Source organism: Bradyrhizobium sp. MOS003 (assembly GCF_003020125.1).
In the GTDB taxonomy this organism is placed as follows: Bacteria; Pseudomonadota; Alphaproteobacteria; order Rhizobiales; family Xanthobacteraceae; genus Bradyrhizobium.
This window is the reverse complement of record NZ_PYFW01000002.1, coordinates 607512-624387: the sequence shown is the minus strand read 5'-3', so window position 1 is coordinate 624387 and position 16876 is coordinate 607512. Positions and strand designations below refer to the sequence as shown.

Annotated in this window: 15 protein-coding genes and 1 pseudogene; 11 read left to right on the top strand and 5 right to left on the bottom strand. The window is 64.3% G+C overall.

The genetic code is table 11. The annotated features are described in order from the left end of the window. Positions 1-122: 122 nt before the first annotated feature. The gene (locus C7G42_RS13460; protein WP_106949419.1) at positions 123-2336 is read left to right on the top strand and encodes an FAD-dependent oxidoreductase; all 2214 of its coding nucleotides are present in this window, start codon (positions 123-125) and stop codon (positions 2334-2336) included. A 70-nt stretch (positions 2337-2406) separates the two neighbouring features. Here the strand turns inward: C7G42_RS13460 and gstA are convergent, their stop codons facing one another. Then, complete coding sequence (gstA, locus tag C7G42_RS13455) at positions 2407-3021, bottom strand: glutathione transferase GstA (RefSeq protein ID WP_106949418.1); 615 nt, start codon at positions 3019-3021, stop codon at positions 2407-2409. Between the two features lie 126 nt (positions 3022-3147). On the opposite strand from gstA, the gene C7G42_RS13450 reads away from it, so the two are divergent. The 3 genes from C7G42_RS13450 (at position 3148) to C7G42_RS13440 (ending at position 5804) form a co-directional block, all read left to right on the top strand. Beyond that, positions 3148-3645: a MarR family winged helix-turn-helix transcriptional regulator gene (locus C7G42_RS13450; RefSeq protein ID WP_018316363.1), complete on the top strand. Its 498-nt coding sequence runs from the start codon at positions 3148-3150 to the stop codon at positions 3643-3645. Positions 3646-3744: 99 nt separating this feature from the next. Further along, complete coding sequence (locus tag C7G42_RS13445) at positions 3745-5115, top strand: glutamate--cysteine ligase (protein ID WP_106949417.1); 1371 nt, start codon at positions 3745-3747, stop codon at positions 5113-5115. Between the two features lie 110 nt (positions 5116-5225). Further along, positions 5226-5804: a PAN domain-containing protein gene (locus C7G42_RS13440; protein WP_106949416.1), complete on the top strand. Its 579-nt coding sequence runs from the start codon at positions 5226-5228 to the stop codon at positions 5802-5804. 100 nt (positions 5805-5904) lie between these two features. On the opposite strand, the pseudogene C7G42_RS13435 reads toward C7G42_RS13440, so the two are convergent. The 3 genes and pseudogenes from C7G42_RS13435 to tldD form a co-directional block, all read right to left on the bottom strand. Then, positions 5905-6454 (bottom strand): annotated as a pseudogene (locus tag C7G42_RS13435) (nucleotidyltransferase family protein). Between the two features lie 87 nt (positions 6455-6541). Next, positions 6542-7321, bottom strand: a complete 780-nt coding sequence (gene lepB, locus C7G42_RS13430) for a signal peptidase I (protein WP_106949415.1) — start codon at positions 7319-7321, stop codon at positions 6542-6544. Then, positions 7318-8745 carry a metalloprotease TldD gene (gene tldD, locus C7G42_RS13425; RefSeq protein WP_106949726.1) on the bottom strand — a complete coding sequence of 476 codons (1428 nt, stop codon included), beginning with the start codon at positions 8743-8745 and terminating at the stop codon, positions 7318-7320. Before tldD ends, lepB begins: the two co-directional genes overlap by 4 nt. Positions 8746-9046: 301 nt before the next feature. Between tldD and C7G42_RS13420 the strand changes: the two genes are divergently transcribed. After that, positions 9047-10390 carry an HD-GYP domain-containing protein gene (locus C7G42_RS13420; RefSeq protein ID WP_199580879.1) on the top strand — a complete coding sequence of 448 codons (1344 nt, stop codon included), beginning with the start codon at positions 9047-9049 and terminating at the stop codon, positions 10388-10390. A 36-nt stretch (positions 10391-10426) separates the two neighbouring features. Here C7G42_RS13420 and C7G42_RS13415 read toward each other — a convergent pair whose 3' ends face one another. Beyond that, complete coding sequence (locus C7G42_RS13415) at positions 10427-10984, bottom strand: invasion associated locus B family protein (protein WP_199580878.1); 558 nt, start codon at positions 10982-10984, stop codon at positions 10427-10429. 447 nt (positions 10985-11431) lie between these two features. Between C7G42_RS13415 and coxB the strand changes: the two genes are divergently transcribed. The 6 genes from coxB to C7G42_RS13385 all read left to right on the top strand — a co-directional run bounded on the left by coxB (position 11432) and on the right by C7G42_RS13385 (position 16797). Next, a complete protein-coding gene (coxB, locus tag C7G42_RS13410) occupies positions 11432-12271 on the top strand; it encodes a cytochrome c oxidase subunit II (protein WP_106949413.1) in 840 nt (279 codons plus the stop codon). 87 nt (positions 12272-12358) lie between these two features. Further along, complete coding sequence (gene ctaD / locus C7G42_RS13405; RefSeq protein ID WP_106949412.1) at positions 12359-13984, top strand: cytochrome c oxidase subunit I; 1626 nt, start codon at positions 12359-12361, stop codon at positions 13982-13984. Positions 13985-14045: 61 nt separating this feature from the next. Continuing rightward, complete coding sequence (locus C7G42_RS13400) at positions 14046-14990, top strand: heme o synthase (RefSeq protein ID WP_106949411.1); 945 nt, start codon at positions 14046-14048, stop codon at positions 14988-14990. Further along, a complete protein-coding gene (locus tag C7G42_RS13395; protein ID WP_035700697.1) occupies positions 14987-15163 on the top strand; it encodes a cytochrome c oxidase system small membrane protein in 177 nt (58 codons plus the stop codon). The genes C7G42_RS13400 and C7G42_RS13395 overlap by 4 nt, the downstream gene beginning before the upstream one ends. Before the next feature lie 5 nt (positions 15164-15168). After that, positions 15169-15822 carry a cytochrome c oxidase assembly protein gene (locus tag C7G42_RS13390; protein ID WP_106949410.1) on the top strand — a complete coding sequence of 218 codons (654 nt, stop codon included), beginning with the start codon at positions 15169-15171 and terminating at the stop codon, positions 15820-15822. 78 nt (positions 15823-15900) lie between these two features. Next, positions 15901-16797, top strand: coding sequence for a cytochrome c oxidase subunit 3 (locus tag C7G42_RS13385; protein WP_106949409.1), 897 nt, complete (start codon positions 15901-15903; stop codon positions 16795-16797). The last annotated feature ends 79 nt before the right edge of the window (positions 16798-16876 follow it).

The window sequence follows — 16876 nt, the reverse complement described above, 5'->3', positions numbered from 1 at the left end:
ATATCTCCGCGAAAGATGGTGGGCACGGCGCAAGGGCGCCTTTGCCCACCCTACGAGATCACCACGATATCACAGTCAACCGCCGCGCCTGAGACCGGCTGCGGCCCCGAGGAGCAAGCAACATGTCGTACAAGAACTTCAGGGTTGAGACCGACGCAGACGGCATCGCGCTCGTCACCTGGGACATCTCGGGCCGCTCGATGAACGTGCTCGACGAGACCTCGACCAACGAGCTCGACGCGATCGTCAAGCAAACCACGGCGGATGCCGCGGTGAAGGGCGTTGTCATCACCTCCGCCAAGGACGCATTCTGCGCCGGCGCGGATCTCTCCATGCTCGAAGGCATGAACCAGGCCTACGCCAAGGTCTTCAAGGAGCAGGGCGAGACCGCCGCGAACCAGATGTTGTTCGACCAGAGCCGCCGCTTCTCGCAGGTTTTGCGCTCGATCGAGACGTCAGGCAAGCCGTGGGCGGCCGCGATCAACGGCCTCGCGCTCGGCGGTGGTTTCGAGATCACGCTGTGCTGCCACTACCGCGTCGCCGCGGAGAATCCCAAGACCCGGCTTGGCCTGCCCGAGGTCAAGGTCGGCCTATTCCCCGGTGCCGGCGGTACGCAGCGTGTGCCGCGCCTGGTGCCGCCGCAGGACGCCATGACGATCCTGCTCAAGGGCGATCCCGTCACCGTCGAGAAGGCGAAGGCGCTCAACCTCATTCACGCCATCGTTCCCGCCGCCGATCTCGTCAAGGCCGCAAAGGACTGGATCAAGGGCGGCGGCAAGGCGGTCGCGCCCTGGGACGAAAAGGGCTTCAAGCTGCCCGGCGGTCCGGTGTTCTCCAAGGCCGGCATGATGATGTTCCCGGCCGGCAACGCGATCTATCGCCGCGAGACCTACGACAATTATCCGGCCGCGCGTGCCATCATGAGCTGCGTCTATGAGGGCCTGCAGTTGCCGATCGATGCCGCGCTGCGGGTGGAGTCGCGCTACTTCACCTCGGTGCTGCGCTCGAAGGAAGCGGCCGCGATGATCCGCAGCCTGTTCCTGTCGATGCAGGAGCTCAACAAGGGCGCACGCCGTCCGAAGGACGTGCCTGCAACCAAGGTTAAGAAGATCGCCGTGATCGGTGCGGGCTTCATGGGTGCGAGCGTCGGCTACGTCTCGGCCCGCGCCGGCCTCGACGTCGTTCTGATCGACCGCGACCAGGAGAGCGCCGACAAGGGCAAGGCGCATGCGCAGAAGGTGATCGAGGAGCAGATCAAGAAGGGCCGCGCCAAGCCCGCGGATGCCGAAGCGCTGCTCGCGCGCATCACGCCGACCGCGGACTATGCGGCGCTGAAGGACGTCGACCTCGTCATCGAGGCCGTGTTCGAGGACCGCAAGGTCAAGGCCGATACCTTCGCGAAGGCGCAGGAGCACATGAAGCCGGACGTGATCTTCGCGTCGAACACCTCGACGCTGCCGATCACCTCGCTGGCCGAAGGCTTCAAGGACCAGGGCAAGTTCGTCGGCATCCATTTCTTCTCGCCGGTCGAGAAGATGATGCTGGTCGAGATCATCAAGGGCAAGAACACCGGCGATCTCGCGCTCGCGACCGCGCTGGATTACGTCCGGCAGATCGGCAAGACGCCGATCGTCGTCAACGACTCCAGGGGCTTCTTCGCCAACCGCTGCGTCGGCCGCTACGTCGCCGAGGGCAACGAGATGTTCCTCGAGGGCGTGCCGCCCGCGATGATCGAGAACTGCGCCAAGATGGCCGGCATGCCCGTGGGCCCGCTCTCGCTCTCCGACGAAGTCGCGCTCGATCTCGGTCTGAAGATCATGAAGGCGACGGAGGCCGATCTCGGCCCCAACGCCATCAACCCCGATCAGAGGAACCTGATGGTGGAGATGGTCGAGAAGCAGGGCCGTCTCGGCCGCAAGAACAGCAAGGGCTTCTATGACTATCCCGAGAAGGGCAAAGGCCAGAAGAGCCTCTGGCCCGGCCTCTCGGCGCTGCAGCCGAAGCAGCTCGACCCTGACACGCTCGATATCGAGGAACTGAAGCAGCGCTTCCTGGTGGTGCAGGCGGTGGAAGCCGCGCGCACCGTCGAGGACCACGTCATCACCGATCCGCGCGAGGCCGATGTCGGCTCCATCCTCGGCTTCGGCTTCGCGCCGTTCACCGGCGGCACGCTGTCCTATATCGACTTCATGGGACCCAAGACGTTCGTCGAGCTCTGCCACAAGCTGGAAGCGAAATACGGCTCGCGCTTCACCCCGCCGAAACTGCTCGAAGAAATGGCGGCGAAGGGCGAGACCTTCTACGGCCGCTTCGCGCCGAAGAAGGCGGCGGCCTGAGAGCGCGCGTGCGCAAAATCAGGAAAGGTCGGATCGACGATCCGGCCTTTCACTTTTGGAGGAGCCCTGCTTATTTCGCCTGCGCGAGGCCTTCCTTCTTCAGCGCTTCCTGTACCTGCGGGCGCGCCGCGACCCGGTCTTTATAGGCAACGAGGTTGGGCATCGCCGAGAGGTCGAACTTCATCCGGTCGCCCCAGGTCAGCATCGTGAAAAGATAGCCGTCGGCGACGGTGAACTGCTTGCCCATCAGGTAGTCGCGGCCGGCGAGCTGGCTGTCGATGTATTTCAGCTTGCCCATGACGCGATCCCTGAAGAAGGCCTTGGCCTCGTCGTTCAGGGCCGGCGCGAACATCGGACCGAAGCTCTTGTGCACCTCGGAGGTGAGGAAGTTCAGCCACTCCAGCAGCTTGCAGCGCTCGGAACTGCCATGGGCGGGTGCCAGCGCCTTGGCCGCAGCCTGATCGGCGATCATCTGGACAATCACCGGGCCTTCGGTCACGATCTCACCGCTGTCGAGGCCCAGCGCAGGGACTTGGCCCTTGGGGTTCAGCTTCAGGTAATCCTCACCATTTTCGAGCTTCTTGGCCCGGATATCGACCTTGACCAGCTCATAGGGCAAGCCGGCTTCCAGGAGCGCGATGTGGGGAGACAGCGAGCAGGCACCGGGCGAATAGTACAGTTTCATGGAATTTCCTCCTCTTGACGCTTGGTTCGGCCGAAAGAACGACTACATGCATCTGCTTGAAATAGTCAAGATTGATGCAGCTGCATCAAATGGGGTAAGAGACGGGCGACGAGCTAGAGCGGGACCATGAAACGCAAACCATCGACCGAGGCGACTTCCGCCTGGATCCGCCTGATGCGGGTGCAGAGCCGCGTGCTCGATTGCGTCGAGCAGGACCTGAAGAAGGCCGGCTTCCCGCCGCTGGCATGGTACGACGCGCTGCTCGAATTGTCGCGGGCGCCGTCGGGCGAGCTGAGGCCGGTGGAACTCGAACGGCAGATGCTCATCCCGCAATATTCCACCTCGCGCCTGATCGACCGCCTGGTCGACGAGGGCCTCGCCTCGCGGCGCGAATGCAAAATCGACAAGCGCGGTCAGTTCGTCGAGATCACGGAAGCCGGCCGCGAGTTGCAGAAGCGGATGTGGAGCGCCTATTCGGCCGCGATCGAGAAATATGTCGGTTCGAAACTGTCCGATGCCGATGCCGTCAAGCTCAGCGGTCTGCTCGACCGGCTGGGCTGCTCGTGCGGCGAGATGAAACTGCCGCCAGTCGCCAACGTCAACGAAACCTCGCCTTCGCGATGATCGCGCGGCACACCAGCTCGTCCGTGCGCCCGATGGGTTCGCGGGCCATCCCGCCACCCGCGCGCGTTCGATCGAAGCGCCCTTTGATTAGAGTTTGATATGGCGCGAGACCAGATCGATATGACGCCGCTGCAATCGCGCGACGAACTCGTTTCGTGGTTCGAGGCAGGCTGCAAGCCACCGTCCGAGTGGCGAATGGGCACAGAGCACGAGAAGACGCCGTTCACGCTCGAAGGCCACCGCCCCGTGCCCTACGAGGGCGCGCGCGGCATCGGCGCGCTTCTCGAAGGCATGAAGCTCCTGCTCGGCTGGGAGCCGATCATGGAGAAGGGCAACATCATCGGCCTCTACGACGTCACCGGCGGCGGTGCGATCTCGCTCGAGCCCGGCGGACAGTTCGAGCTCTCCGGCGCGCCGGTCGAGAACGTGCACCAGACCCAGAGCGAGCTGATGGCGCATCTGGCGCAGGTGCGTGAGATCGCAACGCCGCTCGGCATCGGCTTCCTCGGTCTCGGCATGACCCCGTCCTGGTCGCGCGCCGACATCCCCGTGATGCCCAAGGGTCGCTACAAGATCATGACCAATTACATGCCGAAGGTCGGCCAGTACGGCCTCGACATGATGTACCGGACCTGCACGGTGCAGACCAATCTCGACTTCTCCTCCGAAGCCGACATGGTCAAGAAGCTGCGCGTCTCGCTCGCGCTGCAGCCGGTCGCGACAGCCTTGTTCGCCAATTCGCCGTTCACCGAAGGCAAGCCGAATGGCTTCCTCTCGTTCCGCTCCGAGATCTGGCGCGACACCGACAATGCACGCGCCGGCATGATGCCGTGGGCGTTCGAAGACGGCATGGGCTTCGAGCGCTATGTCGACTATGCGCTCGACGTGCCCATGTATTTCGTCAAGCGCGACGAGGATTACATCGACGTATCGGGCTCCTCGTTCCGCGCCTTCTTCGACGGCCGCAACAACAACCTTCCCGGCGAGCGTCCGACGTTGTCGGACTGGGCCAACCATCTCTCGACGATCTTCCCTGAGGTGCGCCTCAAGCGTTATCTCGAGATGCGCGGTTCCGACGGAGGCCCGTGGGGCCGCCTGCCCGCCCTGTCGGCGTTCTGGGCCGGGCTGCTCTACGACGATGTGTCGCTCGACGCGGCCTGGGACATTGCGAAGCACTGGACCGCGCCCGAGCGTCAGTCGCTGCGCGACGACGTGCCGCGCTTCGGCTTCAAGGCGCGCATCAAGGACCGTTATCTGTTCGAGATCGCCAAGGAATGCCTCGTGCTGGCACATGCGGGCCTGCGCCGGCGCGGCCGGATCGACCAGCTCGGGCGCGACGAAACGCGGCATCTGGAGCCGCTCGACCGCATCATCGACTCAGGCCGGACGCCGGCTGAGGAGATGCTCGAAAAGTTCAACGGGCCCTGGCAGGGCTCGGTGGAACCGGCCTACGCGGAATACGCGTTCTAGACCATAGGCCAACGACCAGGTTTCGGCCGTTCATCGCCCATACAGGTTTGCGGCGATCAAATGACCGGCCGAAAAAACCGAGCGTCGTCAATAACTCGAAAGCTGTTCCGATGGGGAAGGGCCGCCTGTCCCGGGCCTTCATGGCAAAAGTCATGGCTTGCGCCGTGGCTTGCGTCACACTGCTTTCGCTCGCCTTCGCGAGCGTGCCGGCGCGCGCCCAGACTGCATTCGACCGGCCCGGCGGCGACTATTTCAGCTCGCCTGTCGCCTCGGGCGATCCCGAGGATTGCGCGCTGCTGTGCGAGCGCGACCGCCGCTGCCGCTCGTGGAGCTTCAGCTACCCGGACGTCGAAGGCGGCGCGGCGGTGTGCTGGCTGAAGAACACCGTGCCGGCGCGGGTGCCGGGAAGTTGCTGCATCTCGGGTGTGCGCGGTGCCGGCGTGATCGAGCCGCGGGTCGAGGGCGTGGAGACGTCGATCGACCGCCCCGGTGGCGATCTGCGCAATTTCGAGATCAAGAACGGCGAGGGTGAAGAGGCCTGCAAGGCCGCCTGCACCGCCGACAACAAATGCCGCGCCTTCACCTACGCCCGCCCCGGCTACACCGGGCGCGAGGCGCGCTGTTTCCTGAAGAAGGAAATCAAGCCGCCGCGACGCAAGGCGGGATTCACGTCGGGCGTGGTGCGGTAGGCGGGCTGCGGGGCAAAGGCGCGAAGCGCCGTGCCCACAATCTCTCTGCAATCACGTCAGAGCGTGGTGGCACGCCTCGCTTTGCCCACCCTGCGGCGTCTCACTCCGCCGCGATCACCGTGAGCTCAGGCCACAGCGCCCTCCAGCGCGCGGCTTTCGCTTCGTAATTGGCGATGGAAAAGTTCAGCGCGCGATTCGGGCGCACGATCAACCCCGCGACGTCGTCGAACCCGTGGGGCGCATCGACGTCGAAATCTCCGCCTGCGCGCCTCACTCCGAATTGCGTGTTCGATACCGTCAGTCGAACGCGTCAACGGCAGATAGGGCAGGCCATGCTTGGCAGGGTACCATAGATGGACGCGCGCCTGGTTGCGGATCTCGATCTTGGCGCCGAGATGTCCAAGCCGCGCATGCAGCGTGCGGATCACCGCGTCCTCGGCTTCCCAGGAGGTATCGGGATCGAAATAGAACACGTCGTAGTCGGCAATGCCGTGACCGATCGGGCGGCCCGTGAGCTCATTCCACGCCGTCTGCACCAGACAACCTGCAACCAGCCACGCATCCGGCAGCGCGAACTGCACGAGCGCGTCGGTGATCGCGACGTTGACCGGATTGCGGAGCGCCAATGCGAGGAATTCGTCGCGGAACATCGGGGAGTCGCAGGTTAGGGCAATCTCCAGATTGCGACAGAAGAGGTGGGCAACGCTTCCGCCTTGCCCACCGCAGGATCTACGCGCTCAGTGCACGGCGGTGAAGAACCGGCCGAGGCGGAAGCCGGAGAGCCAAGTGTATACCGGCTGGCTGCGCATGCCGAGATCCCAGGAGCCGACCACCGCATCGGCACGGCCGATCAGATTGTCGATCGGCAGCAGGCCGACGCCGCCCGAGCGCAGCGGCACGCGGCTGTCGGCGGAATTGTCGCGGTTGTCGCCGAGCACGAAGAGGTGGCCGGCCGGCACCGTCACTTCGGGCGTGTTGTCGAGCGGGCCGTTGTCGCGCATCTTGAAGATCAAATGCGAGACGCCGTTCGGCAGCGTCTCGACATAGCGATACGCCTGCTCGCTGCCGCCACTGTCGTCTTCGGCAGCGCCGATGCCGTCCGGCTTGAGCTCGGCAGGGCGGTCGTTGATGAAGAGCTGGCCCTGCCGCATCTGGATGCGATCGCCTGGCAATCCCACGACGCGCTTGACCCAGGCCTGCGAGCGATCGCCGGGCCAGCGGAACACCACGACGTCACCCTGCTTCGGCGTTTCCGCGAAGACGCGGCCGCTCTCGGGCAAATTGATCTGGATCGGCAGCGACGAGGTGCCGTAGCCGTAGGGGAATTTCGAGGCGAGCAGGGCATCGCCGATCAGCAGCGTCGGCTCCATCGAGCCCGACGGCACGTAGAACGGCTCGGCAAGCGCGCCCTTGGCGATGAAGACGGCGGCGACGATGCCGGCGAGCTGTGCGATCTGCCCGGCCCAGCCGCTGCTCTTGCGCTTGGAGGTGACGGTGACCTTTTCTTCGGTGCTCATGCGCCGGTTCCACCCACGGTGATGCGCTCCATCAGCAGCGACGGCTGGCCGACGCCGACCGGCACGCCCTGTCCGTTCTTGCCGCAAGTGCCGATGCCGGTATCGAGCGCAAGGTCGTTGCCGATCATGCGGATGCGATGCAAATCGGTCGGCCCGTTGCCGATCAGCATGGCGCCCTTCAGCGGCGCGCCCAGCTTGCCGTTCTCGATCTTGTAGGCCTCGGTGCACTGGAACACGTACTTGCCCGAGGTGATGTCGACCTGGCCGCCGCCGAAATTCGCGGCGTACACGCCATTCTTCACCGACGCCAGGATCTCGGCCGGATCGCGGTCGCCCGCGAGCATGTAGGTGTTGGTCATGCGCGGCATCGGCACATGGGCATAGCCCTGGCGGCGGCCGTTGCCGGTCGGCTTCATGTTCATCAACCGCGCGTTCTGGCGGTCCTGCATGTAGCCGACCAGGATGCCGTCCTCGATCAGCACGGTGCGATTGGTCGGCGTTCCCTCGTCGTCGACCGACAGCGAGCCGCGGCGGGAGGCCATGGTGCCGTCATCGACCACGGTGACGCCCTTGGCCGCAACCTGCTTGCCCATCAGGCCGGCAAATGCCGACGTCTTCTTGCGGTTGAAGTCGCCTTCGAGGCCGTGGCCGACCGCTTCATGCAGCATCACGCCGGGCCAGCCGGCCCCGAGCACGACGTCCATTTCGCCGGCGGGGGCGGGGATCGATTCCAGATTGACCAGCGCCTCGCGCAGCGCGCCGTCGGCGGCATCGCGCCAGTTCTTGCTTTCGATGAATTCGGCATAGCCGGCGCGGCCGCCATAGCCTTTGCTGCCGCTCTCCTGGCGGTCGCCCTGGCCGGCGACCACGGAGACGTTGACGCGTACCAGCGGACGGATGTCGCGATAGCTCTCGCCGTCGGGCCGCAGGATCTCGACGACCTGCCAGGTCGCGCCGAGGCTGACGCTGACCTGCCGCACCCGCGGATCCTTGTCGCGCAGATAGGCGTCGATCTCGGCAAGCAGTTTTACTTTGGTCTCGAAGCCGGGGGCATCAAGCGGATTGTCGTCGGCATAGAGCCGAACGTTGGTGTGGGGAGGCGGCGCGGCAAAGCTGCCGGAATAGCCGCCGCGCACGGCCGCGACCGCGTCGGCGGCGCGAATCAGCGCCGGCAGCGACACGTCGGAGGAATGGGCGTAGCCCACGGCATCATCCTTGACGGCACGCAGGCCAAAACCTTGCGACGTGTCGTAGGTCGCCTGCTTCAGCCGCCCGTTGTCGAACATCAGCGCTTCGGTCTGGCTGTACTCCAGGAACAGCTCACCGTCGTCGGCACCGGAAAGCCCGCGCGCGACCTCGTGGCGAACCTGGTCGCGGTCGAGATTGGCGCGGTCGAGCAGGGAGGTCGTGGCTGGGTTGGTCATGCGTCCGTCCATAATCTGGAGATGTGAGGCAAGATAATGGTTTCCCGGTGGTTACGCGAGGGGGCGGGCCGTCACATTACGGAAACGATAGAAAACCATGGCCTCGCGGCCCTTCGGGAGCTTGAGGTTCGCTTCGTCCATCCCGTTCAGGCACAGCGGGAGCCGACGCCCTCCGGCGTAACGACACGGTCATTTCGCCACGGCGTATTTCTACGGGATTGTGACTTCACCGTGATTTAAGGGCGCCCATGGAACGGTGGCCGTTCGCGCGCACGAGGTGGGCGTGCAGGGAAGCCGTACCGTGACGAGTCTCGATCAAGCTGATGCTCTGCCGCTGCGGCCAAAACTGTCGTTCGCCAGCGCGGATTATGAAGAGAAGTTTTGCCGATATTATCACGGCTTCTATTATCGCTACGCTCAAGCGAGCCTCGCGGTCGGGATGGTCTTGATCCTCGGCGACTATCTTGTCGACTGGATGGCTTTCAACGCGCCGGCAAATCTCGGTCGCATCCAGCTCTGCCTGCCGCTGCTCGGAATCGGGATCGCCTATTCCTTCACCGATACGGCGCGGCGGCATTGGCAATCGGTTATGTCCACCTTCATCGTGGCGGTCGCTTGCAGCGTGTTCTGGGTCCTGTCGATGATCGACCGCGAAGGCGGCATGGGGATCAAATCGTGGGTCGGAATCCTCAACTTCACCTTCCTCGAATTCTATTGCTTCGTCATCCTGGGCGTTCAGTTCCGCTTTGCGTTGCCGGCGGGGATTGCGATCCTGCTGATGTTCGAAGCCGCCATGCAGGTCGAGCTCGGCAAGGATTTCGGGGCATTCTGCTACTGGTCGTATCACGTCGTCACCCTGTTCATCCTGGCGGCGGGAGTCGGCTGGTGGCGCGAATTCCTGGTGCGCAAGGATTTTTCGACCCAGACGACCTTGAAGACCGCCAGGGATGTCCTGAAGAACCAGAACGAGCACCTTGAATTTGAGGTGGAGAAACGCACCCGCGAGATCCGGGAGACGCAGGATGCGACCATCGTGATCCTGGCGTCTCTGGTGGAGACTCGCGACAACGAGACCGGCAACCATATTCGCCGCACCCAGCACTTCGTTCGGGCGCTGGCCGTCCAGCTGCAATCCCATCCGGCGTTTGCCGATCAGCTGCGGGGGCGCCAGATCGACATCCTGTTCAAATCGGCGCCGTTGCACGACATCGGCAAGGTCGGCATTCCCGATAGCATCCTGTTGAAGCCGGGCAGGCTCGATCCGGCGGAATTCGAGATCATGAAGACCCACACGACGCTGGGTTACGACGCAATCGAGAAGGCCGAGAGGCAGCTCGGCATCACCGTCGATTTCCTCGCCTGTGCCAAGGAAATCGCCCTGAACCACCAGGAAAAATGGGATGGCAGCGGCTATCCGCGCGGGCTCGCGGGCGACGCCATCCCGCTCTCGGCGCGGCTGATGGCGGTGGCCGACGTCTACGATGCCTTGACCACGCGCCGGGTCTACAAGGACGCGATGTCACATGATGAGGCGGTCACGATCATCCTCGAGGGCCGCGGCCGCCACTTCGATCCCGATGTCGCGGATGCCTTCGCTGCAATCACCGATCAGTTCAGGGATATCGCCGCCCGTTACGCGGACTGAGAGAGGGGCGCGCGGCCAAAGGCCGAAGCGGCGGCCCTACGGCAGCTTGTCATAACCCTCACCGAGCCCGTTCAGGCTGAGCGGGAAGCCGATGCCTTCTTCCGGGGTCTCGAAGATGATGAAGGTCGCGGTCTTGGCGGAGCGGAGCTGGCCGAGCAGCTTGTCGTCCATGACGACCTCGGCGACGCAGCCATTGGGCAGGCAGCGGACGAAGCCGGCGCGGCCGACGTCCTGGTTGTCGAGCTTGAGGCCGAGGCCGGAGGGCAGGAGGACCCCCAGGGGTGCCACCACGCGCATCAGGCGGCTCTTCTGGTCGGCGGTCTTGAGCACGATGACGGTCAGGCCGGCGTTGGAGCGGTCTTCGGCTACCACGCTCTGGATCAGGGCGCATTGCTCGGTCTGGGCGCCCGGCGGGGTGTCGCAGCGAATCTGCCAGTCGCCATGGACGGAGCGCACTGCGCCCTGCGCATGGGCGAGGCCGGGAAGTGCCAGAAGGCCGATCGCAGCCAGCAGGCTGAATAGCGCCGGGAGGCGGGTACCCTGCCTTCGAGCCAGCCTTGTGGCCAGACCTGCCATCGATTTCGAAAACCCCATCGGGTCGGTCCCTCTGCTCGCCTGGGTCGCTCGCATGTGGCGGACTGATACGGGAATGACGGCGTCTTGAAGGCAATTCCCAAGCAAATTCCGCGCCGCCTCGTGCCGCCGCCGCCCGCACGAATCAGGTTCCTGCGCGGCCATCTGCCAGTGCCTACCGCGGGCAATTCCGCTGTCAAGCGGCAGCGTCCCGGGAAACGGTATTTTTGTTTGATCTTACTAGGAATTATCTTGCGGGTGATCGCTGGCAGTGCGTGCTCAAGACTGCATTGCGATAGATCAAAAATTATGGTTTGAGAGGCTTGATTTCGGCGTTCTCACGATCGGGCCCCAATTCCTCTTAGAGGTATTCTTGCGCGGCGGTTGTCAGGCGGGCGGATCGAATAAGCGTTTCCCGCAAGCAGGGGAGCGCACTTGGGGTGATTTCGTTAGGGGAGCGCGAACGGCATGAGGATGTCGATGGGCCCGGTGGGCCGGCACTTGCTAGGATTGGCCGTGGCGGGTCTGACGCTGGCGACGGGCGGTGTGGCGTTTGCCGAGCTCGGGCAACCGAAGCCTTGGGAATGGACGCTTCAGGAGTCCGGCTCCCCGGTGATGGACAACATCGTCTGGTTCCACAATTTCCTGTTCGTGCTGATCACGCTGATCACGCTGTTCGTTCTGGCGCTGCTCGTGGTCGTGGTCGTCAAGTTCAACGCGCGGGCCAATCCGGTGCCGTCGCGGACCACCCACAACACGCTGATCGAGGTGGCCTGGACGCTGGTTCCCGTGCTGATCCTGGTCGGCATCTCGGTGCCGTCGTTCCGGCTTCTGTTCCTCGAGCTCGACGTGCCGAAGGCGGACATCACCATCAAGGCGACCGGCAAGCAGTGGTACTGGTCCTATGCCTATCCCGACAACGGCAAGTTCGAGTTCGACTCGCTGATGGCGCAGGACAAGCAGCCCCGGCTGCTCGGCGTCGACAACGAAATGGTGGTGCCGGTCAACAAGGTGATTCGTGTCCAGGTCACCGGCGCGGACGTCATCCACGCCTTCGCGCTGCCGGCTTTCGGCGTCAAGATCGACGCCATTCCGGGGCGGCTGAATGAGACCTGGTTCAAGGCCACCAAGACCGGCATGTTCTACGGCCAGTGCTCGGAGCTCTGCGGCAAGGACCACGCCTTCATGCCGATCGCGATTCGCGTCGTGGAGGACACGGAGTTCGCCTCCTGGGTCGAGACGGCCAAGAAGAAATATGCGAGCGGCGGCACCAGCACTTTCGCCTCCGCGGCCGGCCCGACGCAGTAAGCGTCGGGTAGCGGCTTTCAGGGACTGAAAGCGACATAAGGGCGGGACCTCCAGAGGTCCGATTGGGACGCAAGGCAGGATTTGAAAATGGCAACGAGCGCAGCGGCACACGGCGATCACGCCCAGGACCACGGACATGACGAGCATGCCCATCCGACCGGATGGCGGCGCTACGTCTATTCGACCAACCACAAGGACATCGGCACGATGTACCTGATCTTCGCGGTCATCGCCGGCGTCATCGGCGCCGCGATGTCGATCGCGATCCGTGCCGAGCTGATGTATCCGGGCGTGCAGATCTTCCACGAGACGCACACCTATAACGTGTTTGTGACCTCTCACGGCCTGATCATGATCTTCTTCATGGTCATGCCTGCGATGATCGGCGGCTTCGGCAACTGGTTCGTGCCGCTGATGATCGGCGCGCCCGACATGGCGTTCCCGCGCATGAACAACATCTCGTTCTGGCTGCTGCCGGCCTCCTTCGCGCTGCTGCTGATGTCGACCTTCGTCGAGGGCGAGCCGGGCGCCAACGGCGTCGGCGCCGGCTGGACCATGTATGTGCCGCTGTCGGCCTCCGGCCATCCGGGCCCGGCCGTCGACTTCGCGATCCTGTCGCTGCATCTGGCAGGTGCCTCGTCGATCCTCGGCGCCATCAACTTCATCACCACGATCTTCAACATGCGCGCGCCGGGCATGACCCTGCACAAGATGCCGCTGTTCGTTTGGTCGATCCTGGTGACGGTGTTCCTGCTGCTGTTGTCGCTGCCGGTGCTCGCCGGTGCGATCACCATGTTGCTCACCGACCGCAACTTCCACACGACGTTCTTCAACCCCGAAGGCGGCGGCGACCCCGTGCTGTTCCAGCATCTGTTCTGGTTCTTCGGCCACCCCGAAGTGTACATCCTGATCCTGCCGGCTTTCGGCATGGTCAGCCAGATCATCTCGACCTTCTCGCGCAAGCCCGTGTTCGGCTATCTCGGCATGGCCTACGCCATGGTCGCGATCGGCGGCATCGGCTTCGTGGTGTGGGCGCACCACATGTACACGGTCGGCATGTCCTCGGCGACGCAGGCCTATTTCGTCGCGGCGACCATGGTCATCGCGGTTCCGACCGGCGTGAAGATCTTCTCGTGGATCGCCACGATGTGGGGCGGCTCGATCGAATTCCGGGCACCGATGATCTGGGCGGTGGGCTTCATCTTCCTGTTCACCGTCGGCGGCGTCACCGGCGTCGTGCTGGCGAATGCCGGCGTCGACCGCGTGCTGCAGGAGACCTACTACGTCGTCGCGCACTTCCACTACGTGCTGTCGCTGGGTGCGGTGTTCGGAATCTTCGCCGGCTGGTACTACTGGTTCCCGAAGATGTCGGGCTACATGTACAACGAGACGCTCGCGAAGGCGCACTTCTGGGTCACCTTCATCGGCGTCAATCTGGTGTTCTTCCCGCAGCATTTCCTCGGCCTGTCGGGCATGCCGCGCCGCTACGTCGACTATCCCGACGCGTTCGCGGGCTGGAACCTGGTCTCGTCGGTCGGGTCCTACATCTCCGGCTTCGGCGTGCTGATCTTCCTCTACTGCGTGCTCGATGCCTTCATGAAGAAGGTGCCGGCCGGCGACAATCCGTGGGGTGCGGGTGCGACCACGCTGGAGTGGACCTTGCCCTCGCCGCCGCCCTTCCACCAGTTCGAAGTGCTGCCCCGCGTGCAGTGATCGATCTTCCGCGGCGCCCGTGACGGGCGCCGCGGCTTTATAACGAAGCGAGTTGAATTAAGTGTCCGTCCTCGACCACAACGCCATCGACATCAATCCCCGCATCTCCGAAGCGGAGGTCGGCGATTACATCGCGCTCCTGAAGCCGCGGGTGATGTCGCTGGTGATCTTCACCGCGCTGGTCGGGATGGCGATGGCGCCCGGGCGTTTCCACTGGGTGCTGGCGATCACCTCGCTGCTCTGCATCGCCGTCGGCGCCGGCGCCTCCGGCGCGCTCAACATGGCGCTGGAAGGCGATATCGACGCCAAGATGTCGCGCACCGCGAACCGGCCGATTCCGCGCGGCCGCATCACCCGCCCTGAAGCCATGGCGTTCGGCCTGACGCTGTCCTTCTTCTCGGTGATGACGCTCGGCATCCTCGTCAACTGGATCGCGGGCGCGCTGCTCGCTTTCACCATCTTCTTCTATGTCGTGATCTACACGATGGGCCTGAAGCGCTGGACCGCGCAGAACATCGTGATCGGCGGCGCCGCCGGCGCGCTGCCGCCGGTGGTGGCGTGGGCCGCGGTCACGGGCACGGTCGACGTCGAGCCGCTGCTGCTGTTCGCCATCATCTTCTTCTGGACCCCGCCGCACTTCTGGGCGCTGGCGCTGTTCCGCTCCGACGATTACGCGCGCGCCGGCATTCCCATGCTGCCCAATGTCGCCGGCCCCGACGCGACCCGTCTCCAGATCCTGCTCTACACCATCGTGCTGATCGCGGTCGCCGCCGCACCCTGGGCGCTCGGCTATTTCGACGCCGTCTACGGCATCGTCTCGCTGATCCTCGGCACCGGCATGCTGGTGCTCGCGATCAACGTCTACATGCGCCGCGAGCGAGCTGCGTCGCTGCGCGCGACCCGTAAGCTGTTCGCCTTCTCGATCCTCTATCTGTTCGTGCTGTTTGCGACCCTCTTGCTCGAGGTCGTATTCCGCGCGCTGGCTCCCATGGTCTGGGGCGTATGATCACCGCGATGGCCGACAAACCCGAGCCAGATGGAATCGTCCTCACCGAGGCGCAGAAGAAGAGCCGTCGTCAACGCTCGATCGCGATCGCTCTCGCGCTCGGCGTGCTGGTGGTGCTGTTCTTCGCCGTCACCATGGTCAAGGGGCCGGCAGTCCTCGTCCGGCCGATGTAGGAAACATGGATCACGAGCCCACCATATCGCAGGATGTCGGCGCCAAGCCGGCCAGGCGTGAGCCGACCAAGCGTCACGGGCTCGGCCGCGACGTGGTGGTTGCTTCCATCTGCGGCGGCGTGGTCGCGCTGATGGTCGGCGCCTCCTACGCGGCGGTGCCGTTCTACAACTGGTTCTGCCGCGCCACCGGCTTCAACGGCACGACCCAGGTCGCGACCTCCGCGCCGGCGACCGGCCCGATCGCGCGGAAAATCTCGGTGCGCTTCGATTCCAACGTCGCGCCCGGCCTGCCCTGGAAGTTCGAGCCGGAGCAGAGCGAGATCGAGGTCAATATCGGCCAGGTCGTGACCGTCTTCTACACCGTGACCAACCAGGCCGCGCGCACCACGTCCGCGCAGGCCGCCTACAATGTCGCGCCGCTGACGGTCGGCTCCTATTTCCAGAAGATCAACTGCTTCTGCTTCACCGAGCAGACCATGGCGCCCGGCGAGAAGCGCGAGATGCCCGTGGTGTTCTACGTCGATCCGTCGCTCGCCGACGATCACGAGAACGATGGGTTGAACACCATCACACTGTCCTACACGTTCTATCCGGTGAAGGATCCCGTGGTGAAGCCGCTCGCATCGGGCGAAGGCGACAAGCGCAAGGGAAATCTCTGACCGCCGGGCTGACGCCGGAAGGTTGGAAACAAGGGGATAAGTGCCCGACAGGCACGGGATTGAGGAGAGAGACCGCAAATGGCAACGGCGCACACCAAGCATCACGACTATCACCTGGTCGATCCATCGCCCTGGCCGGCCGTCGGTTCGTTCTCGGCCTTCATCATGGCGGTCGGTGCGATCACCTGGATGCATCACATGTTCTCGGCCGCGCCGATCGTGTTCGGCGTCGGCACCGTGGGCGTGCTCTACACCATGGCGAGCTGGTGGGGCGACGTGATCAAGGAAGCCCAGTACAAGGGCGACCACACCCGCGTCGTGCAGCTGCACCACCGCTACGGCATGATCCTGTTCATCGCCTCCGAGGTGATGTTCTTCGTCGCCTGGTTCTGGGCCTATTTCAACGCCGCACTGTTTCCGGCGGACGCGGTCCACGCCACCCGCGATGCGGTGTTCGGTTGCGGCCTCGGTACTGCGGCCGGTGCCTGCGCCGTCCCCGGCACCTGGCCGCCGCATGGCATCGAGACCTTCGATCCCTGGCATTTGCCGCTGCTGAACACGCTGATCTTGCTGACGTCGGGCACCACCGTGACCTGGGCTCACCATGCGCTGCTGGAGAACGACCGCCAGGGCCTGAAGTACGGCCTGATCATCACTGTCGTGCTGGGGGCGCTCTTCACCTGCGTGCAGGCCTATGAGTACAGCCATGCGGCGTTCTCGTTCGGCGGGAACGTTTATGGCGCGACCTTCTTCATGGCGACCGGATTCCACGGTTTCCACGTGCTCGTCGGCACCATCTTCCTGCTGGTGTGCCTGTTCCGCGCCTATGCCGGCCATTTCACGCCGACGCAGCATCTCGGTTTCGAGTTCGCCGCCTGGTACTGGCACTTCGTCGACGTGGTCTGGCTGTTCCTGTTCCTCTGCATCTATGTCTGGGGACACGGTGCCGAGACCATGGCCCACGGCGCGCACTGAGCCGCCACGCTGGGATCAGAAAGGGCGGCCCCCGGGCCGCCCTTTCGCTTTTCGGGCCGCCGGAAAGTTTCGGCGAAAA

Coding starts and splice junctions, on each gene's coding strand:
- C7G42_RS13385 (WP_106949409.1), top strand. CDS start 15,901: ATGGCAACGGCGCACACCAAGCATCACGACTATCACCTGGTCGATCCA.
- C7G42_RS13460 (WP_106949419.1), top strand. CDS start 123: ATGTCGTACAAGAACTTCAGGGTTGAGACCGACGCAGACGGCATCGCG.
- tldD (WP_106949726.1), bottom strand. CDS start 8,745: ATGACCAACCCAGCCACGACCTCCCTGCTCGACCGCGCCAATCTCGAC.
- C7G42_RS13395 (WP_035700697.1), top strand. CDS start 14,987: ATGATCACCGCGATGGCCGACAAACCCGAGCCAGATGGAATCGTCCTC.
- coxB (WP_106949413.1), top strand. CDS start 11,432: ATGAGGATGTCGATGGGCCCGGTGGGCCGGCACTTGCTAGGATTGGCC.
- C7G42_RS13450 (WP_018316363.1), top strand. CDS start 3,148: ATGAAACGCAAACCATCGACCGAGGCGACTTCCGCCTGGATCCGCCTG.
- ctaD (WP_106949412.1), top strand. CDS start 12,359: ATGGCAACGAGCGCAGCGGCACACGGCGATCACGCCCAGGACCACGGA.
- C7G42_RS13440 (WP_106949416.1), top strand. CDS start 5,226: ATGGGGAAGGGCCGCCTGTCCCGGGCCTTCATGGCAAAAGTCATGGCT.
- gstA (WP_106949418.1), bottom strand. CDS start 3,021: ATGAAACTGTACTATTCGCCCGGTGCCTGCTCGCTGTCTCCCCACATC.
- C7G42_RS13390 (WP_106949410.1), top strand. CDS start 15,169: ATGGATCACGAGCCCACCATATCGCAGGATGTCGGCGCCAAGCCGGCC.
- C7G42_RS13415 (WP_199580878.1), bottom strand. CDS start 10,984: ATGGGGTTTTCGAAATCGATGGCAGGTCTGGCCACAAGGCTGGCTCGA.
- lepB (WP_106949415.1), bottom strand. CDS start 7,321: ATGAGCACCGAAGAAAAGGTCACCGTCACCTCCAAGCGCAAGAGCAGC.
- C7G42_RS13445 (WP_106949417.1), top strand. CDS start 3,745: ATGGCGCGAGACCAGATCGATATGACGCCGCTGCAATCGCGCGACGAA.